This window comes from Alphaproteobacteria bacterium (assembly GCA_030740435.1).
Classification (GTDB): domain Bacteria; phylum Pseudomonadota; class Alphaproteobacteria; order UBA2966; family UBA2966.
On sequence record JASLXG010000071.1, the window covers coordinates 56,207 to 69,580 of the forward strand.

Annotated in this window: 17 protein-coding genes; 13 read left to right on the forward strand and 4 right to left on the reverse strand. The window is 65.3% G+C overall.

Annotated elements, in window-relative coordinates; genetic code table 11:
- The first annotated feature begins 46 nt into the window (after positions 1 to 46).
- Positions 47 to 1,222, forward strand: coding sequence for an acyl-CoA dehydrogenase family protein (locus tag QGG75_08620; GenBank protein ID MDP6067301.1), 1,176 nt, complete (start codon positions 47 to 49; stop codon positions 1,220 to 1,222).
- A gap of 45 nt (positions 1,223 to 1,267) precedes the next feature.
- Here QGG75_08620 and QGG75_08625 read toward each other — a convergent pair whose 3' ends face one another.
- Positions 1,268 to 1,723, reverse strand: a complete 456-nt coding sequence (locus QGG75_08625; protein MDP6067302.1) for a Rap1a/Tai family immunity protein — start codon at positions 1,721 to 1,723, stop codon at positions 1,268 to 1,270.
- Between the two features lie 252 nt (positions 1,724 to 1,975).
- Here QGG75_08625 and QGG75_08630 point away from each other — a divergent pair, with 252 nt between their 5' ends.
- Positions 1,976 to 3,196, forward strand: a complete 1,221-nt coding sequence (locus QGG75_08630) for an MFS transporter (GenBank protein ID MDP6067303.1) — start codon at positions 1,976 to 1,978, stop codon at positions 3,194 to 3,196.
- A 21-nt stretch (positions 3,197 to 3,217) separates the two neighbouring features.
- On the opposite strand, the gene QGG75_08635 is transcribed toward QGG75_08630, so the two are convergent.
- Together QGG75_08635 and QGG75_08640 are read right to left on the reverse strand one after the other, a co-directional pair.
- Positions 3,218 to 3,643 (reverse strand): HIT domain-containing protein, encoded by a 426-nt coding sequence (locus QGG75_08635; GenBank protein MDP6067304.1) that lies wholly within the window; start codon positions 3,641 to 3,643, stop codon positions 3,218 to 3,220.
- Positions 3,640 to 4,254, reverse strand: coding sequence for a LysE family translocator (locus QGG75_08640; GenBank protein MDP6067305.1), 615 nt, complete (start codon positions 4,252 to 4,254; stop codon positions 3,640 to 3,642). Before QGG75_08640 ends, QGG75_08635 begins: the two co-directional genes overlap by 4 nt.
- An 87-nt stretch (positions 4,255 to 4,341) precedes the next feature.
- Here QGG75_08640 and QGG75_08645 point away from each other — a divergent pair, with 87 nt between their 5' ends.
- The 10 genes from QGG75_08645 (at position 4,342) to QGG75_08690 (ending at position 12,265) form a co-directional block, all read left to right on the forward strand.
- The gene (locus QGG75_08645) at positions 4,342 to 5,475 is read left to right on the forward strand and encodes an iron-containing alcohol dehydrogenase (protein MDP6067306.1); all 1,134 of its coding nucleotides are present in this window, start codon (positions 4,342 to 4,344) and stop codon (positions 5,473 to 5,475) included.
- A 10-nt stretch (positions 5,476 to 5,485) separates the two neighbouring features.
- Positions 5,486 to 5,746, forward strand: coding sequence for a DUF6460 domain-containing protein (locus QGG75_08650; GenBank protein MDP6067307.1), 261 nt, complete (start codon positions 5,486 to 5,488; stop codon positions 5,744 to 5,746).
- Between the two features lie 18 nt (positions 5,747 to 5,764).
- Positions 5,765 to 7,279: an efflux RND transporter periplasmic adaptor subunit gene (locus QGG75_08655; protein MDP6067308.1), complete on the forward strand. Its 1,515-nt coding sequence runs from the start codon at positions 5,765 to 5,767 to the stop codon at positions 7,277 to 7,279.
- A gap of 3 nt (positions 7,280 to 7,282) precedes the next feature.
- Positions 7,283 to 8,002: an ABC transporter ATP-binding protein gene (locus QGG75_08660; GenBank protein ID MDP6067309.1), complete on the forward strand. Its 720-nt coding sequence runs from the start codon at positions 7,283 to 7,285 to the stop codon at positions 8,000 to 8,002.
- Between the two features lie 7 nt (positions 8,003 to 8,009).
- A complete protein-coding gene (locus QGG75_08665) occupies positions 8,010 to 9,242 on the forward strand; it encodes an ABC transporter permease (GenBank protein ID MDP6067310.1) in 1,233 nt (410 codons plus the stop codon).
- A complete protein-coding gene (locus tag QGG75_08670; GenBank protein MDP6067311.1) occupies positions 9,235 to 9,918 on the forward strand; it encodes a methyltransferase domain-containing protein in 684 nt (227 codons plus the stop codon). The genes QGG75_08665 and QGG75_08670 overlap by 8 nt, the downstream gene beginning before the upstream one ends.
- A 152-nt stretch (positions 9,919 to 10,070) precedes the next feature.
- The gene (locus QGG75_08675) at positions 10,071 to 10,253 is read left to right on the forward strand and encodes a hypothetical protein (GenBank protein ID MDP6067312.1); all 183 of its coding nucleotides are present in this window, start codon (positions 10,071 to 10,073) and stop codon (positions 10,251 to 10,253) included.
- A gap of 79 nt (positions 10,254 to 10,332) precedes the next feature.
- Positions 10,333 to 10,803, forward strand: coding sequence for a hypothetical protein (locus QGG75_08680; protein MDP6067313.1), 471 nt, complete (start codon positions 10,333 to 10,335; stop codon positions 10,801 to 10,803).
- A gap of 735 nt (positions 10,804 to 11,538) precedes the next feature.
- On the forward strand, positions 11,539 to 11,694 hold the full coding sequence (locus QGG75_08685; protein ID MDP6067314.1) for a hypothetical protein: 156 nt from the start codon (positions 11,539 to 11,541) through the stop codon (positions 11,692 to 11,694).
- Positions 11,695 to 11,788: 94 nt separating this feature from the next.
- Entirely contained in the window at positions 11,789 to 12,265 is a 477-nt protein-coding gene (locus tag QGG75_08690; GenBank protein ID MDP6067315.1) for an acyloxyacyl hydrolase, read from the forward strand.
- Positions 12,266 to 12,332: 67 nt separating this feature from the next.
- Here the strand turns inward: QGG75_08690 and QGG75_08695 are convergent, their stop codons facing one another.
- Entirely contained in the window at positions 12,333 to 12,920 is a 588-nt protein-coding gene (locus QGG75_08695) for a hypothetical protein (protein MDP6067316.1), read from the reverse strand.
- A gap of 60 nt (positions 12,921 to 12,980) precedes the next feature.
- On the opposite strand from QGG75_08695, the gene QGG75_08700 reads away from it, so the two are divergent.
- A complete protein-coding gene (locus QGG75_08700; protein MDP6067317.1) occupies positions 12,981 to 13,196 on the forward strand; it encodes a hypothetical protein in 216 nt (71 codons plus the stop codon).
- Positions 13,197 to 13,374: the final 178 nt, after the last annotated feature.

The window sequence follows — 13,374 nt, forward strand, 5'->3', positions numbered from 1 at the left end:
GCGCAATAGGTCTCGGGGTCGCAACCTGGTAGACCGAGAGAATATCATGGCCGACAAGAGCTTTCTCGAGTGGCCCTTTTTCGCCCACCACCACCGCGATCTGGCCCAGCGCATCGAGGCCTTTGCGGCCAGCGAGCTGGCGCCGCTGCTGGAGCTCGCCGACGACAGCGAGGCCACCCTCGATGCCACCTGCCGCGAGCTGGTGGCAACGCTCGGCCGGGCCGGCTTCCTGGCGCCCTGCGTGGTGGCCGACGAGGGCGGGCGTTTCGACGTGCGCAGCCTGTGTCTCAGCCGCGAGATTTTGGCCCGTCTGGGCGGCCTCGCGGATTTCTCCTTTGCCATGCAGGGCCTCGGTTCAGCACCGATCTCGTTATTCGGCACGGCGGAGCAGAAGGCGCACTACCTGCCGCCGGTGGCAGGCGGCGAACACGTCGCCGCCTTCGCGCTCTCGGAGCAGAACGCGGGCTCCGACGTGGCTGCCATGGCCACCACGGCTGAGGCCGACGGCGCCGACTACGTGCTCAATGGCTCGAAGACCTGGATTTCCAACGGCGGCATCGCCGACACCTACGTGGTCTTCGCGCGTTCGGGCGAGGCCGGCGGCGCACGCGGGCTTTCGGCCTTCATCGTCGAGGCCGGAACGCCGGGCTTCGAGATCGCCGGGCGCATCCCGCTGATGGCGCCCCATCCCATCGCCACCTTGGCCTTCACGGACTGCCGGGTGCCGGCCGCCAACCGCCTGGGGGGGCCGGGCGAGGGCTTCAAGATCGCCATGGCGACGCTCGACGTCTTCCGCACCACGGTGGGCGCAGCGGCGCTGGGCTTTGCCCGGCGTGCCTTCGACGAGGCCCTGGGGCGCACGCGTGAACGCGAGATGTTCGGCCAGCAGCTGGTCGATTTCCAGCTCACCCAGGCCGCCATCGGCGACATGGCGGTGGGCATAGATACCTCGGCGCTGGCCGTCTATCGCGCCGCCTGGACCCGGGACACGACGGGGCGGCGCATCAGCCGCGAGGCCTCGGTGGCCAAGTTCCACGCCACCGAGACGGCGCAACACGTGATCGACACGGCGCTGCAACTCCACGGCGGCCTGGGCGTGGTCAAGGGCCAGGCCGTCGAGGCGCTCTATCGCGACATCCGGGCGCTGCGCATCTACGAAGGTGCCTCGGAGGTGCAGAAACTGATCATCGCCGGGGCGATTTTGAAGGGCGACGGGCAGTAGGGACAAAGAGAAGCTGCCCGGCTCCCATTTTGACGTTCGGCGTCTTTAACATTTGTAGGCTGCACGGAGCGCATCTGAAATACCCGTGTATACGTCTGATTGCCACGCCTTTTGGTTCTCGTCCGCCCAATTCAGAAACAATTGCGCAAGCTGACTTGTGGTAATTTCTTCATGATTACAGGCGCCAAGAAACAACCTGCTGCCTTTCAACAAATTGTCAACATCCAAAGCTATCTTTGGTTCGAGATTGGCCGCAAAAACCTTCTCCATCACGGCAGCGTTTACACTATTGAGAAAATCAGCATTGAACCTCATTATTTCGTACATCCCCCTAAGCAACCCAAGGCACTCGCCCATCGCGAACATCAACTTCGGAGTGGTCGCCTGAGAGGGAGTTTTCACCAAGCGACAACCTTCAAGGGCTTGTTGCACGGTTGCGGCCTGGCTGTCGGCTACAGCCGGCACCAACAGAAGAAAGACCGACAGAAAGGCTACCCTCATCGACCTACCCTTTCCATATTTCCGCAAATCCTGTCACACCCTATCCCCGACGAAAGTTGGGCGCGCGATGGTACGCGATCTTTGGCAGCCGGGCGAATCCGTGAGGCTGCGTGACATCCGCTCGGAGAATGGCAGAGCCCGTGGCTGCCTCTTGCTTCTCTCAATGGCTTGACCCCGAACGCAACCTGCTGTCTCATCACTGGATTGGGGAACGCTCCCCCATCTTCACCTTCGCTCCGGCCCTCCTGAACTTTGGATAGCCGCTCCCTGCACGGTTTCGCGATTATCAGCCAGCTCGACAAACGCTATCTCACCGTGTTGGGCGCCTGCCTCACCCAGTTCACGGTCGTGGGACTGCTTTTCTCCTACGCTTTGTTCTTCAAAGCCTTCGAAGTGGAATACGGCTGGTCGCGTACGCTGCTGTCGAGCGGCACTTCCTTCGCCTTTATCGTGATGGGCGTTTTGGGCTTCTTCGCTGGCCAGCTGAACGATCGCTACGGCCCCCGAACGGTTCTTGCCGTGGCCGGGACTTTGTGCGGCATGGGGTATGTGCTTTTGTCCCAAGTGACCGAGCCTTGGCAGCTATTTGCTATTTTCGGCCTGTTTATCGGCGTCGGCTTGGCCACCCATGATGTGGTAACGCTCTCGACGATCGCGCGACAGTTTCGCCAACGCCGCGGCATCGTGACCGGTGTGGTGAAGGTGGGGACCGCGGCTGGCCAGATTGCCGTTCCGCCCGGCGCTGCGATTCTCATTGCGATTTATGATTGGCGGCTGGCCTTGACGATTCTGGGAATCGCCGGCGTCGTATTGTTGGTATTTGCCGCCCTGATGGTGCAGAACCCATTGGCCAGCGGCGAGTCGGACGACCGCACCGACGCAGACGGTTCGGGAATTCAGGAGGCGCGCCGCAGCCGCACTTTCTGGATGTTCTGTGCCATACAATTTTCCTTCTTTACGACCCTGACGACCATCCCGCTGCACATTGTGGTGCACGGCATGGATCTCGGCATGACCCCCGCCTTAGCCGCCATGCTGCTCTCGGTAATGGGCGCGGCCAGCGTGGCGGGGCGCTTGTCGGTGGGGGCGCTTGTCGATCGACTTGGCGGCAGGCGTGCGCTTCTGCTTTGTCTTGTGCCGCTCATTGCCAGCCTGCTCGCGTTCCTTTCCACCTCGACGCCATGGCTCTTGTTTGTCGCTGTCGGTGTCTATGGCATTGCCCATGGTGGCCTCTTCACCGTCATGTCGCCCACCGTCGCCGAGTATTTCGGATTGAAGGCGCATGGCGCGATCTTCGGGATCGTGGTGTTTTTCGGCACCATCGGAGGCGCCTCCGGACCGATCCTGGCGGGACGTATTTTCGATCTGACGGATAGCTATACCCTGGCCTTTGCCAGCCTCGCGGCACTGGCAACATTGGGGCTCGTGCTTGCTCTGAGGCTACCCTTATCAAGTCCGGGCCTACATCGCTAAGGATGCCAGGTTTGATAGGAATCACTCGGCCAGCGCCGCCCGCAAACGTTCGGCCTCGGCCGCCAGTTCCTCCTGGGGCGGATGCTTGGCCGGCCAGGTGAGCTCGACGCCATCGTTATCATGGCGGGGCAGAACGTGCAGGTGAAAATGCCCGACGGTCTGGAAGCCGGCCGGGCGGTTGGCCTGGAGGATGGTCTGACCGGCCGGGGCGTAGGTCCGCTCGAGGACCCGGGCGATGCGGTTGGCGATGCGGAAGGCTTGGGCCGCGGTGTCCTCGTCGAGGTCCATCATGGTTTCGGCGTGGTGGCGCGCCAGCACCAGGGTGTGACCCGGGTTGACGTGGCCCAGATCCATGATGGCCATCACCCGGTCGTCCTGGTAGACCACATGGGCCGGTAGCTCGCCGGCGGCGATGCGGCAGAAGACACAATCGGGGTTGTCGTTCACGGAGTCTTCCGTGCCAGTGCCAGGCCCAGCGCCGCGGCGATGAGGAAGGTGCCGCTGAGACGCCGGCGCAGGCGGGCCTTTCGGGCATCGGCGAGAGCGCCGCTGAAGCGCCCGGCCAAGAGACCGTAGGCGCCGTCGATCAGCGTGGCGATGACCAGGAACGTCACCGACAGCACCATGAGCTGCGACCCGGGCGCCAGGCCGGGGTCGATAAACTGGGGCAGGAAGGCAACATAAAAAAGCAGCGTCTTGGGATTGGTGGCGGAAACCACGAAACCCTGCCAGAAAATCCGCTGTCGGCCCGGCGGCGGTGCGGCGGGGTCCGGCGGACGCCGCCACTGCTGCAGCCCGAGATAGAGCAGGTACGCCACGCCGGCCCAGCGCAACCAGGCGAAGCCCTCGGCCAGCAGGGAGATCAGCGAGCTCATGCCCAGCGCCGCCACGGCCAGCAGCAGCGCCGTGGCGGCGCTGGTGCCGGCCACGGTCAAGAGCCCGGCCCGGGCTCCGGCGGCCAGGCTGTTGGCCACGATCAGCGTCACATTAGGCCCCGGCAACACGATCAGAACGATGGTCGCCAGCACGAAGGCAAGATAAAGTTCATTATCGACCATTACTATCGAACTCCAGAGGTTCGCGGGCGCGGCACAATTTAGCCACATCCGCGGCCAGGGGCCAAGGCAGAGGAAGGTGGCTCGGGCATGGCACTGATCAATTATCTGACCAGGATCCAATTCGACTTCGGCGCGCTGGGCATGCTGGCCGAGGAACTCAAGGAACTCGGCGTCACGCGGCCGCTGGTGGTCACCGACGAAGGCGTGGTAGCGGCCGGCGTGCTCGACAAGGTGCGCGAGCGGCTGCCCACGGCGATCTGGTCGGCGGTCTTCGACCAGAGTCCGGCCAACCCTACCGAGGCCGCCGTCAAGCAGGCGCTGGAGGTCTACCAGAACCAGGAATGCGACGGCATCGTGGCGGTCGGCGGCGGCTCGCCCATCGACCTGGCCAAGGGCGTGGCGTTGCTCGCCACCCACCCCGAGCCCTTGGGCCAATATGCCTTCATCCTCGGCGGCGCGCCCAAAATCACCGTGCCCAGCGCGCCGCTGGCCGCCGTGCCGACCACCGCCGGCACCGGCAGCGAGGTCGGCCGGGCGGCGCTCTTGACGCTGGACGACGGCCGCAAGCTCGCCTTCATCGGCTCCCACGTCATTCCCAATGTGGCGGTCTGCGACCCCGAACTGACCATGGGCCTGCCGCCCTACCTGACCGCCGCCACCGGCATGGACGCGCTGACGCATTGCATCGAGGTCTATCTTTCGCCCCGGGTCAATCCGCCGGCCGACGCCATCGCGCTAGACGGTGCCGGCCGCGCCATGGCCCACATCGAGCGCGCCACCAATGAGGGCGACGACCGCGATGCGCGCTGGCAGATGATGATGGCCTCGCTGCAGGGCGGCATGGGGTTCCAGAAGGGCCTGGGCGCGGTGCATGCCATGTCGCACCCGCTGGGCGGGCTGGCCCAGCCGGTGCTGCACCACGGCACTCTCAACGCCCTCATCCTGCCGGCCGTCTTGCGTTTCAACGCCGATTATTGCGACGACAAGTACCAGCGCCTGGCCGCCGTCATGGGGCTTTCGTCCGAGGCCGATCTGGCCGCCACCATCGAGGACCTCAACAGCCGCCTCGGCCTGCCCGCGAGCTTGCGCGAAGTGGGCGTCGGCGACGACGTCATCCCGCGCATGATCGAAGGTGCCGTGGCCGACCACAGCGGCGCCAGCAACCCCCGCCCGGCCTCGGCCGAGGACTACCAGGCCCTGTTCGCCGCCGCCATGGGATAAGGGGGAATCAGTGAAGCGCTCGGTCACGGGCACCATCGTCAAATTGCTGATCGCCAGCCTGCTGGTGGGATTGGCGTTGTCGATCGTCGATGTCTCGCCCGAGGAGATTCTGCGCGGTTTGGGTGGCTGGGTGCAGCGCATCTTTTCCGTCTTCGTGCGCACGGTGCAGTGGGCCGTGCCCTACGCGCTGTTGGGTGCCGTCATCGTGGTGCCGCTGTGGGCCGTCAACAAGCTCTGGCGCCTGCTGCGCGGCCGCACGGCAAAATCATGAGGTAGGGGACGGTCCATCATGCGCCGCTTTCTCGTCCTGGCCATCGTCGTCGTCGCCGGCGCCACCGCGGCCTACCACTATTGGCGCACGCAAACGGGCGAGGAAGCACCGCAATACCGCCTGGCCCGGGTGGAAAAGGGCGCCATCGAAATGACGGTGTCGGCCACCGGTCAGGTCAACCCGGTGACCACGGTGCAGGTGGGCTCGCAGGTCTCGGGCCAGATCGCCGAGCTTTTGGCCGACTTCAACACCGAGGTGACGGCCGGCCAGGTCATCGCCCGCATCGATCCCCAGAGCTTCGAGGCGCGCCTGGCGGCGGCCCGCGCCGACCTGGCCTTTGCCGGCGCCAACCTGGCCGTGCAGCAGGCGGCGCTGGCCGAACACCGGGCCGATATCGCCGGCGCCCAGGCGGCGTTGAAGGACGCCGCCGCCGAGCACGCCCGCCAAGGCATCCTCTTGGGCCGGCGCGTGGTATCGCAAAGCGCTGTCGACCGGGCCCTGGCGACCCGCGACCAGGCCCGGGCCCGCAAGTTGAGCGCCGAGGCCAAGCTGGCCAAGCAACAGGCCCAGATCGGCTCGGCCCGGGCCCAGGTGCAGTCGCGCCGGGCGGCGCTCAACGAACGCCGGCTCGACCTCGAACGCACCGTCATCCGCTCGCCGGTGGCCGGCGTGGTGATCGGCCGCAACGTCGAGCTGGGCCAGACCGTGGCCGCCAGCCTGCAAGCGCCGGTGCTGTTTACCATCGCCGAGGACCTAAAGCGCATGCAGGTCGAGGTCAGCGTCGACGAAGCCGACATCGGCCGCCTGCGGGAGCGCCAGCGTGTGCGCTTCACGGTCGACGCCTATGCCCGGCGCAACTTCACTGGCCAGGTGCGGCAGATCCGCAAGGCACCCAACGTGGTTTCCAACGTCGTCACCTACACCGTCATCGTCGGCGCCGAAAATCCCGACCTGGCGCTGCTGCCCGGCATGACGGCCAACGTCGAGGTCATCGTCGGTGCGCGCAAGGACGTGCTCAAGGTGCCCAGCGCCGCCTTGCGATTCCGGCCCAAAGCTGGCGCGGCGGCGAGCCAGGCTTCAAGTGGCGGTGGCGGCGGCGGCCGCGAAGCGGCACGGGCGCGGGGCCGGGCGCTGTTTCAGCGACTGAACAAAACCCTTGGCCTCAACGAGGAGCAGCAGTCTGTTATCGGCGCCATCTTCCGCAAGACCGGCCAGGCCATCGGCGCCCTGCGCCAGGCCGGCGGCCAGCCCGAAACGATGCGCCAGGCGGTGCGCGGCCTCAGGGCCCAGGCCTCGCGCCGCATCGCGGCGCTGCTCGACGACGAACAAAAGCGCCGCTACGCCGAGATGCTGGCCGAGGCTGCCGTGACCACCAGCCGCGGCCAAGTCTGGCGGCTTGGCCCCAACGGCCAGCCGCTAGCCATCCCGGTCGTCAGCGGCATCTCCGACAGCAGCATGACCGAAATCGTTCGGGGCGAACTAAAAGCCGGCCAGCCGGTCATCGTCGGCCGCGCCTTCGGCAGCGGGCGCTAGCGCGTGCCCGCCTTCATCGAAACCGAAGGCCTGGGCAGGGACTACCGCGTCGGCCCCAGCCAGGTGCGGGCGCTCCGCGACTTCACGGTGAGCATCGACCAGGGGGAATTCCTGGCCATCATGGGCCCCTCGGGCTCGGGCAAGTCGACCTGTATGCATCTGCTGGGCTGCCTCGATACACCCACGGCGGGGCGCTACCTGCTGGCCGGCCAGGACGTCTCGCGGCTGGACCGCGACAGCCTGGCCAAGACGCGCAACCGCCAGATCGGCTTCGTCTTCCAGTCCTTCAATCTGCTGCCCCGGGCGACGGCCCTGCAAAACGTCGAGCTGCCGTTGCTCTATGGCGCCACACCGCGCCAGCAGCGCCGGACCCGGGCCGCCGAGGCGCTCGAGGCGGTGGGCCTGGCGGATCGCGCCGAGCATTTGCCGAGCCAGCTTTCGGGCGGCCAGATGCAGCGCGTGGCCATCGCCCGGGCCATCGTCAACCGGCCGCTTTTGCTGCTCGCCGACGAGCCCACGGGCGCCCTGGACAGCCGTACCGGGATCGAGATCCTGACGCTATTCCAGCGCCTCAACGGCGACGGCATCAACGTCATCGTGGTTACCCACGAGGCCGATGTGGCGGGCTTTGCCCGGCGTGTGCTGCGCTTTCACGATGGCCGCCTGGAGGCCGACGAGGCGACGCCCACAGGGCGCCACGAGGGCGCCACGAGAGCGCCATGAGAGCCTCATGAAGAGCGTCGATGCGCTGCTGACGGCGCTCGATTCGTTGCGCACCAACATCCTGCGCACGGCGCTGACGACGCTCGGCATCATCATCGGCGTGGCGGCGGTGATCGCCATGGTGGCGGTCGGCGCCGGGGCCGAGCGGCGCGTCCAGGCCCTGATCCAGAGCCTGGGTTCGAACGTTCTCATCGTGCTCAACGGCACCTCCGTCTCGGGTGGCGCCCGCGGCGGCTCGGGCAGCGTGGTCTCGCTGACCACGGCCGACGCCCGGGCCTTGGAGTTGGAAATCCCGGCGGTACGCATCGCCGCCCCCATGGTGCGCGGCACGGGCCAGATCATCTTCGGCAACGCCAACTGGTTCACCACCATCTACGGCGCGCCGCAAAGCTACCTCGAGGCCCGCGACTGGGTTGTCGCCCGTGGCCGCGGCTTCACGGCGGCCGACGAGCGCGGCGCCCGCAAGGTGGCGCTGGTGGGCCAGTCGGTGGTGAACGAGCTGTTTGCCGGCTCAGATCCCATCGGCGCCGGCATCCGCATCAAGCGCGTGCCCTTCACGGTGGTCGGCGTCACCGCCGTCAAGGGCCAGACGCCCTTTGGCCGCGACCAGGACGACGTCGTCTTCATTCCCCTGGCGACGGCCAAGAAGCGGGTGCTGGGGGGGCGCAAGGTGCGGGCCGACTTCGTCGGCGCCATCACCGTCAAGGCGCGCACGGCCGAGCTTGTCGCCGAGGCCGAGGCCCGTGTCAGCGAGACGCTCAGGCGGCGCCACCGCATCCGGCCCGGCCAGCCCGACGACTTCGTGGTGCGCAACATCGCCCAGATCCTCGAGGCCCGGGCCGAATCGCAGCGCACCATGGCCTTTCTGCTGGCCGCCGTGGCCGGGGTCTCGCTGATCGTCGGGGGCATCGGAATCATGAACATCATGCTGGTCTCGGTGACCGAACGGACGCGCGAGATCGGCCTGCGCATGGCGCTCGGCGCGCGGGGCCACGACATCATGGTGCAGTTCGTCATCGAGGCCGTGGCGCTCTCCTTGATCGGCGGCCTGATCGGCAGCCTGCTAGGTGTCGGCGGCTCGCTATTGGTGGCCCGGCTGGCCGATTGGCCGATGATCGTCTCGCCCGGCGCTATCGTGCTGGCCATGGGATTTTCCGCCTTCGTCGGCATCTTTTTCGGCTACTACCCGGCGCGCAAGGCCTCACGCCTCGACCCCATCGAGGCGCTGCGCCATGAATGAGCCGCGCCCGGCCCTCGACACGGTCAAACTGAAAGCGCTCTACCAGCGCGCCGCCTGGCGCTACGATCGGCAGCACCGCCTGCTCACGCTGGCCAGCGATCAGCGCGGCCGTGAGCTGGTGGTGCGCCACACGGTGCGGCCGGGCGACCGGGTGCTGGATGCCGGCTGCGGCACAGGCGCTACGGCCCGTCTGGCAGCCCAAGCGGCCGGCCCCACGGGCTTCGTCGCCGGCCTCGACCTCACGCCCGACATGCTGGAGCTGGCGCGGCGAAAGACCGTCGCCGGCGGCGCCACGCCGGTCTTGGCGATCGGCGATATGACGGCTTTGCCTTTCGTCGGCGAAAGCTTTGATTGCGTGCTTTCGAGCTATAGCGTTTGCCCGCTCTCCGACCCCGAAAGGGGTGCGCTGGAGCTCTATCGCGTGGTGCGCCCGGGCGGCCGCCTCGGCATCGCCCATTCGGCCGAGCCGCAAAATCCCTTGCTGCGAAGACTGGCGGGCAGCCTGGAGAGATTGCTGTGGCGGCTGCCCCAACTCTCTCTCGGCTGCCGCCCGGTCGACGTGCTGCCGGCGCTGCACCGGGCCGGTGCCCGGACCGACCTCGACCGCTTGATCGGCCTGCCGCTGTGGCCGTTTCGTGTCATCGTAGCGGTCAAACCGGAAGCTTCTGCCGGGTGATCCCCGGGAAACACAAACCGGGCTAACGATAACATAAGTTAACATACTGAAAACAAACGATAAAACCACAAAAGTGGGGTCAGACACCAGTTTCTGGGTGGCATGGTGTTTGCTTGCCTTTTTGGGCAGGCAAGCGAGCCTGGAGGAAGATCATGGTGACCAATCTGGAATATCAGTCGCAAATGGCCCGCACCCTCGTCGCTTCGCTGGGCCTCGAGGAGGCCGGCGCCATGGCCCATGAATACCGGTGGGAAGGCGTGGAGCGCTACATCGACTGGCGCCGCCAGCACCAGCCCGAAGAGGGCGCGGCCAACGCCAACAACGGCTCGAACTAGTCCTCGCCGACGGCGGCGGACCCGGTTGCCAGCTCCCTGGCACTCTGCTTAGTGCTGGCAAGATCTCCCGGAAAATGGAATGCTGAAAGCAATCCGGCTCAAGAGCCGGATATCCATCGTTGCCAACCCGCGGGAGGCAGCTATGGCAAGAATCCGAATCCGGCGAACGCATGAATTCGAGGGCGGCGAGGTCAAAGTCGCCGACGGCGTTCTTTATGTTGACGGCGACAGGGTCATGGACTTTCCGGACCCTGAATTGCGCCTGGAGACCGAAGGTCAGGTTACAATTTCGTCGGACATCCCGGTCACCACAACTACGCCCCCGGGCAGCGGCGACTCGGGAAGCTTTTCCAGTGCCGCCGCCTCTTCGACGGTCTCAGGCAAGGGCGGCTCGGTCCACGTCGCGACCGGCGATCCCGAACTGGCCGAAAAGGTCGCCAAGGACGTTCAGGACAAGGTCGGCGACATCGGCGAAAAGGTGGCTGAGAGGGTCAAGGAGTCCATGGAGCGGGCATTCCCGCTCGGGTTCCCGTTCCACGACCGGGAGTAGAGATGTCGTTTTTTTTTGGGACCGTCATGGGGGCTGGCAGATCACCTTCCCCGCAGCCCCACTGCGCCCTTGAATCCATTTGGAAAGCCAATTAGCATCATTAACCAGCGACGCCTGAATCGCTTTTTTTGCCAAAGATCGAGGCATCGCTCCGCAAATAGGATGGTTGTCTAATGTGATGATTTTCACGCCGATTCAGGCGTGGTGAAAACAGACTACAAAAGCCTAGGTGGAGGGAAGTGCTCTGCTGAAATTTTCTAGGCTATCGACTTTCCTGGTTGCCATATCCCTGACCATATTGGCGGGACATATCCAGGCGCGAGCAGACGGAAAAGGTTTTTATCTCAGCGCTGCCCTGGGCGCCTACCTGGTCAGCGACGACGACACCGGGAGGAGCGACGTAATCGACACCTCGTTCGTTCCCGGTTACGGCCTAATCGCCGCCCTCGGTTACGAACTTCCGCGGGCTCCGGTCCGCTTCGAGGGGGAAATCGCCTACCGAAAAAGCGACCTGGACGACATCAATTCCATTATCGGTACGATTTCCGCATCTGGCAGCATGGCCGCCTTGTCCCTCATGCCAATGCCTATGTCTTCCGCCCCTCAACCATCCTCGAGCCCTATGTAGGCGCCGGCATCGGCTATGCCCGCGTCACCACCGACGACATTCAGGTCGCCGGCATAGGCGTCGTTGGCGGCAAAGATTGGAGCCCTGCCTACCAGGGAATCATAGGTGTGGAGTTCGACGCCCTGCCTTTGGCAATCGATCTAGGATTGGAGTACCGGTATTTTTCGGCGGGAGAGATTTTTTTGAGTCTCAACCCCGGCGGTTCCTTTGATCTGGACTATGACAGCCACAATATTCTTGCCCGGATTCGTTACAGCTTTTGAAATGAATATCCTGTCCGACGTAACGAATTATCGGCAATTGACGACCCCTGTTTTTCGGGAAATCAGGCGCCATTTGTCACTCGGGAGCATGCCAATGATGGCCGCGATGCTGGCGTTTAGCCCGCCGACCTGGGCGGACGATCCCGCTTTCGTCGTCCTCTCACTCGGTGACACCGATGTCAAGCAAGGCGGCCGCGGCGTCGAGGCGCGGGTGGAATATCGCTCCGACACCAAGCTCGGGCCGGTGAAGCCCTTTGCCGGACTCATGGCGACCAACGAACGGGCGGTATTTGTCTACGGCGGCGTTCTTCTCGATGTGTTTTTCGCACGGCGCTGGGTGGTGACGCCAAGCTTCGCCCCTGGCGCCTACGGTCGCGGTGGCGGCAAGGAACTGGGCCACTGGATCGAGTTCCGCACGCAGATCGACATCGCCTACCGTTTCGACGACCGCGCCCGGCTCGGGCTTAGCGTCGGCCACATATCGAACGGCGGCGTGCTGTCGTCGCACAACCCGGGAACGGAATCTCTCATGCTGACCTTCGCCCTGCCGTTCGGCGTTCCCAATAATTGAGGGCTAGCGTTCCACCCAGAGCCTGACCAGCAGCTCGAACATGTCCGGGTCGAAAGTCTGCAACTCATCACGCTTGATGGGATAGAAGTCGTTGCGGCCGAAATAGGCTTCGCTCAATTCGGCGAAGTATTCCTACTCGCTGGCCATGGCGTAGGCCGGCAGGCGTCTGCCGTAGACGGTGGGAACGTTCTCGTAGCGGCCGCTCTTTTTTGGCTTCGAGGTAGTGTCGGCTAATGCCGGCATGGTCGAGCCCCAGCACCTGGTCGTGATAGGCGAAGAGCTGGGCCTCACGGATTACCACACTACCCTCGGTGGGATAACTCCGGCCGTCGTCGGCGCCGCCGCGGCGCAAGGAGCGGTAGAAGGCGGCAGCATTGGTGATCTTGCTCTTGACACTCAATTCCAGCCAGATCGGCACCTGCCGCAGGCGCCCCAGGGTGTTCACCGGCAGAGCCTGGACGACGCGGCCGAGCTGGGCCTGCAAGACGTTCATGGCATCGAGCGTCAGGCGGCTATGGAAACTCAGCAATTGCTTGTTGACGTGAACCGTCCAGTCTTCCACCACATGAATCCGGTAGTCGTCGGGATCGGGCACTTCGTCCGGCGGCGGAAAGCTCCAGCCGCTGGCCCCGGTGGTCGCGGCCAGAACGACCAAGGCAGTAAGATTGCGGATCCACATGGCAACCCATGATGCCCGCCCGGGCGTAAACAAAGCATGACGCTGGCGCTAACTTTGGTGCTGCTGGCGCTGGGCCTGGCGCTGGCCGGCTTTGCCAACTTCATGAGCCGGCGCCCGCCCGAGCCCGGCCGGGTGCGCCTAGTGCCCTACACCGGGCTGCAGTTCCTCGGCCTGCTGGTGGTGGTGCTGATGCTGGCGCATCTGGTGACGCTGCTCACCGGCACGCCCTTGGAAGGCCGTAACGCGCGCTAGACTTGTTGTCGCTCACGGCGGCGGACCTTCGGTCCGCAGCCTCCGCGGGGGCGGTGTGCCAGGCATGGCGCACGGTGCGAAAGCACCATTTGCCGGGCTGTGGTGGCCCGGCGACGACTTGGGGGTGGAAGTCCCCTACGGACCCTGGTGACGGGAACCGTTAGCTGTACGCAAGGGC

What these genes read in the sequence shown, in the direction of transcription:
- QGG75_08620 (MDP6067301.1), top strand. Translation starts at nt 47, where the DNA reads ATGGCCGACAAGAGCTTTCTCGAGTGGCCCTTTTTCGCCCACCACCAC.
- QGG75_08625 (MDP6067302.1), bottom strand. Translation starts at nt 1,723, where the DNA reads ATGAGGGTAGCCTTTCTGTCGGTCTTTCTTCTGTTGGTGCCGGCTGTA.
- QGG75_08640 (MDP6067305.1), bottom strand. Translation starts at nt 4,254, where the DNA reads ATGGTCGATAATGAACTTTATCTTGCCTTCGTGCTGGCGACCATCGTT.
- QGG75_08645 (MDP6067306.1), top strand. Translation starts at nt 4,342, where the DNA reads ATGGCACTGATCAATTATCTGACCAGGATCCAATTCGACTTCGGCGCG.
- QGG75_08655 (MDP6067308.1), top strand. Translation starts at nt 5,765, where the DNA reads ATGCGCCGCTTTCTCGTCCTGGCCATCGTCGTCGTCGCCGGCGCCACC.
- QGG75_08665 (MDP6067310.1), top strand. Translation starts at nt 8,010, where the DNA reads ATGAAGAGCGTCGATGCGCTGCTGACGGCGCTCGATTCGTTGCGCACC.
- QGG75_08670 (MDP6067311.1), top strand. Translation starts at nt 9,235, where the DNA reads ATGAATGAGCCGCGCCCGGCCCTCGACACGGTCAAACTGAAAGCGCTC.
- QGG75_08675 (MDP6067312.1), top strand. Translation starts at nt 10,071, where the DNA reads ATGGTGACCAATCTGGAATATCAGTCGCAAATGGCCCGCACCCTCGTC.
- QGG75_08680 (MDP6067313.1), top strand. Translation starts at nt 10,333, where the DNA reads ATGCTGAAAGCAATCCGGCTCAAGAGCCGGATATCCATCGTTGCCAAC.
- QGG75_08690 (MDP6067315.1), top strand. Translation starts at nt 11,789, where the DNA reads ATGATGGCCGCGATGCTGGCGTTTAGCCCGCCGACCTGGGCGGACGAT.
- QGG75_08700 (MDP6067317.1), top strand. Translation starts at nt 12,981, where the DNA reads ATGACGCTGGCGCTAACTTTGGTGCTGCTGGCGCTGGGCCTGGCGCTG.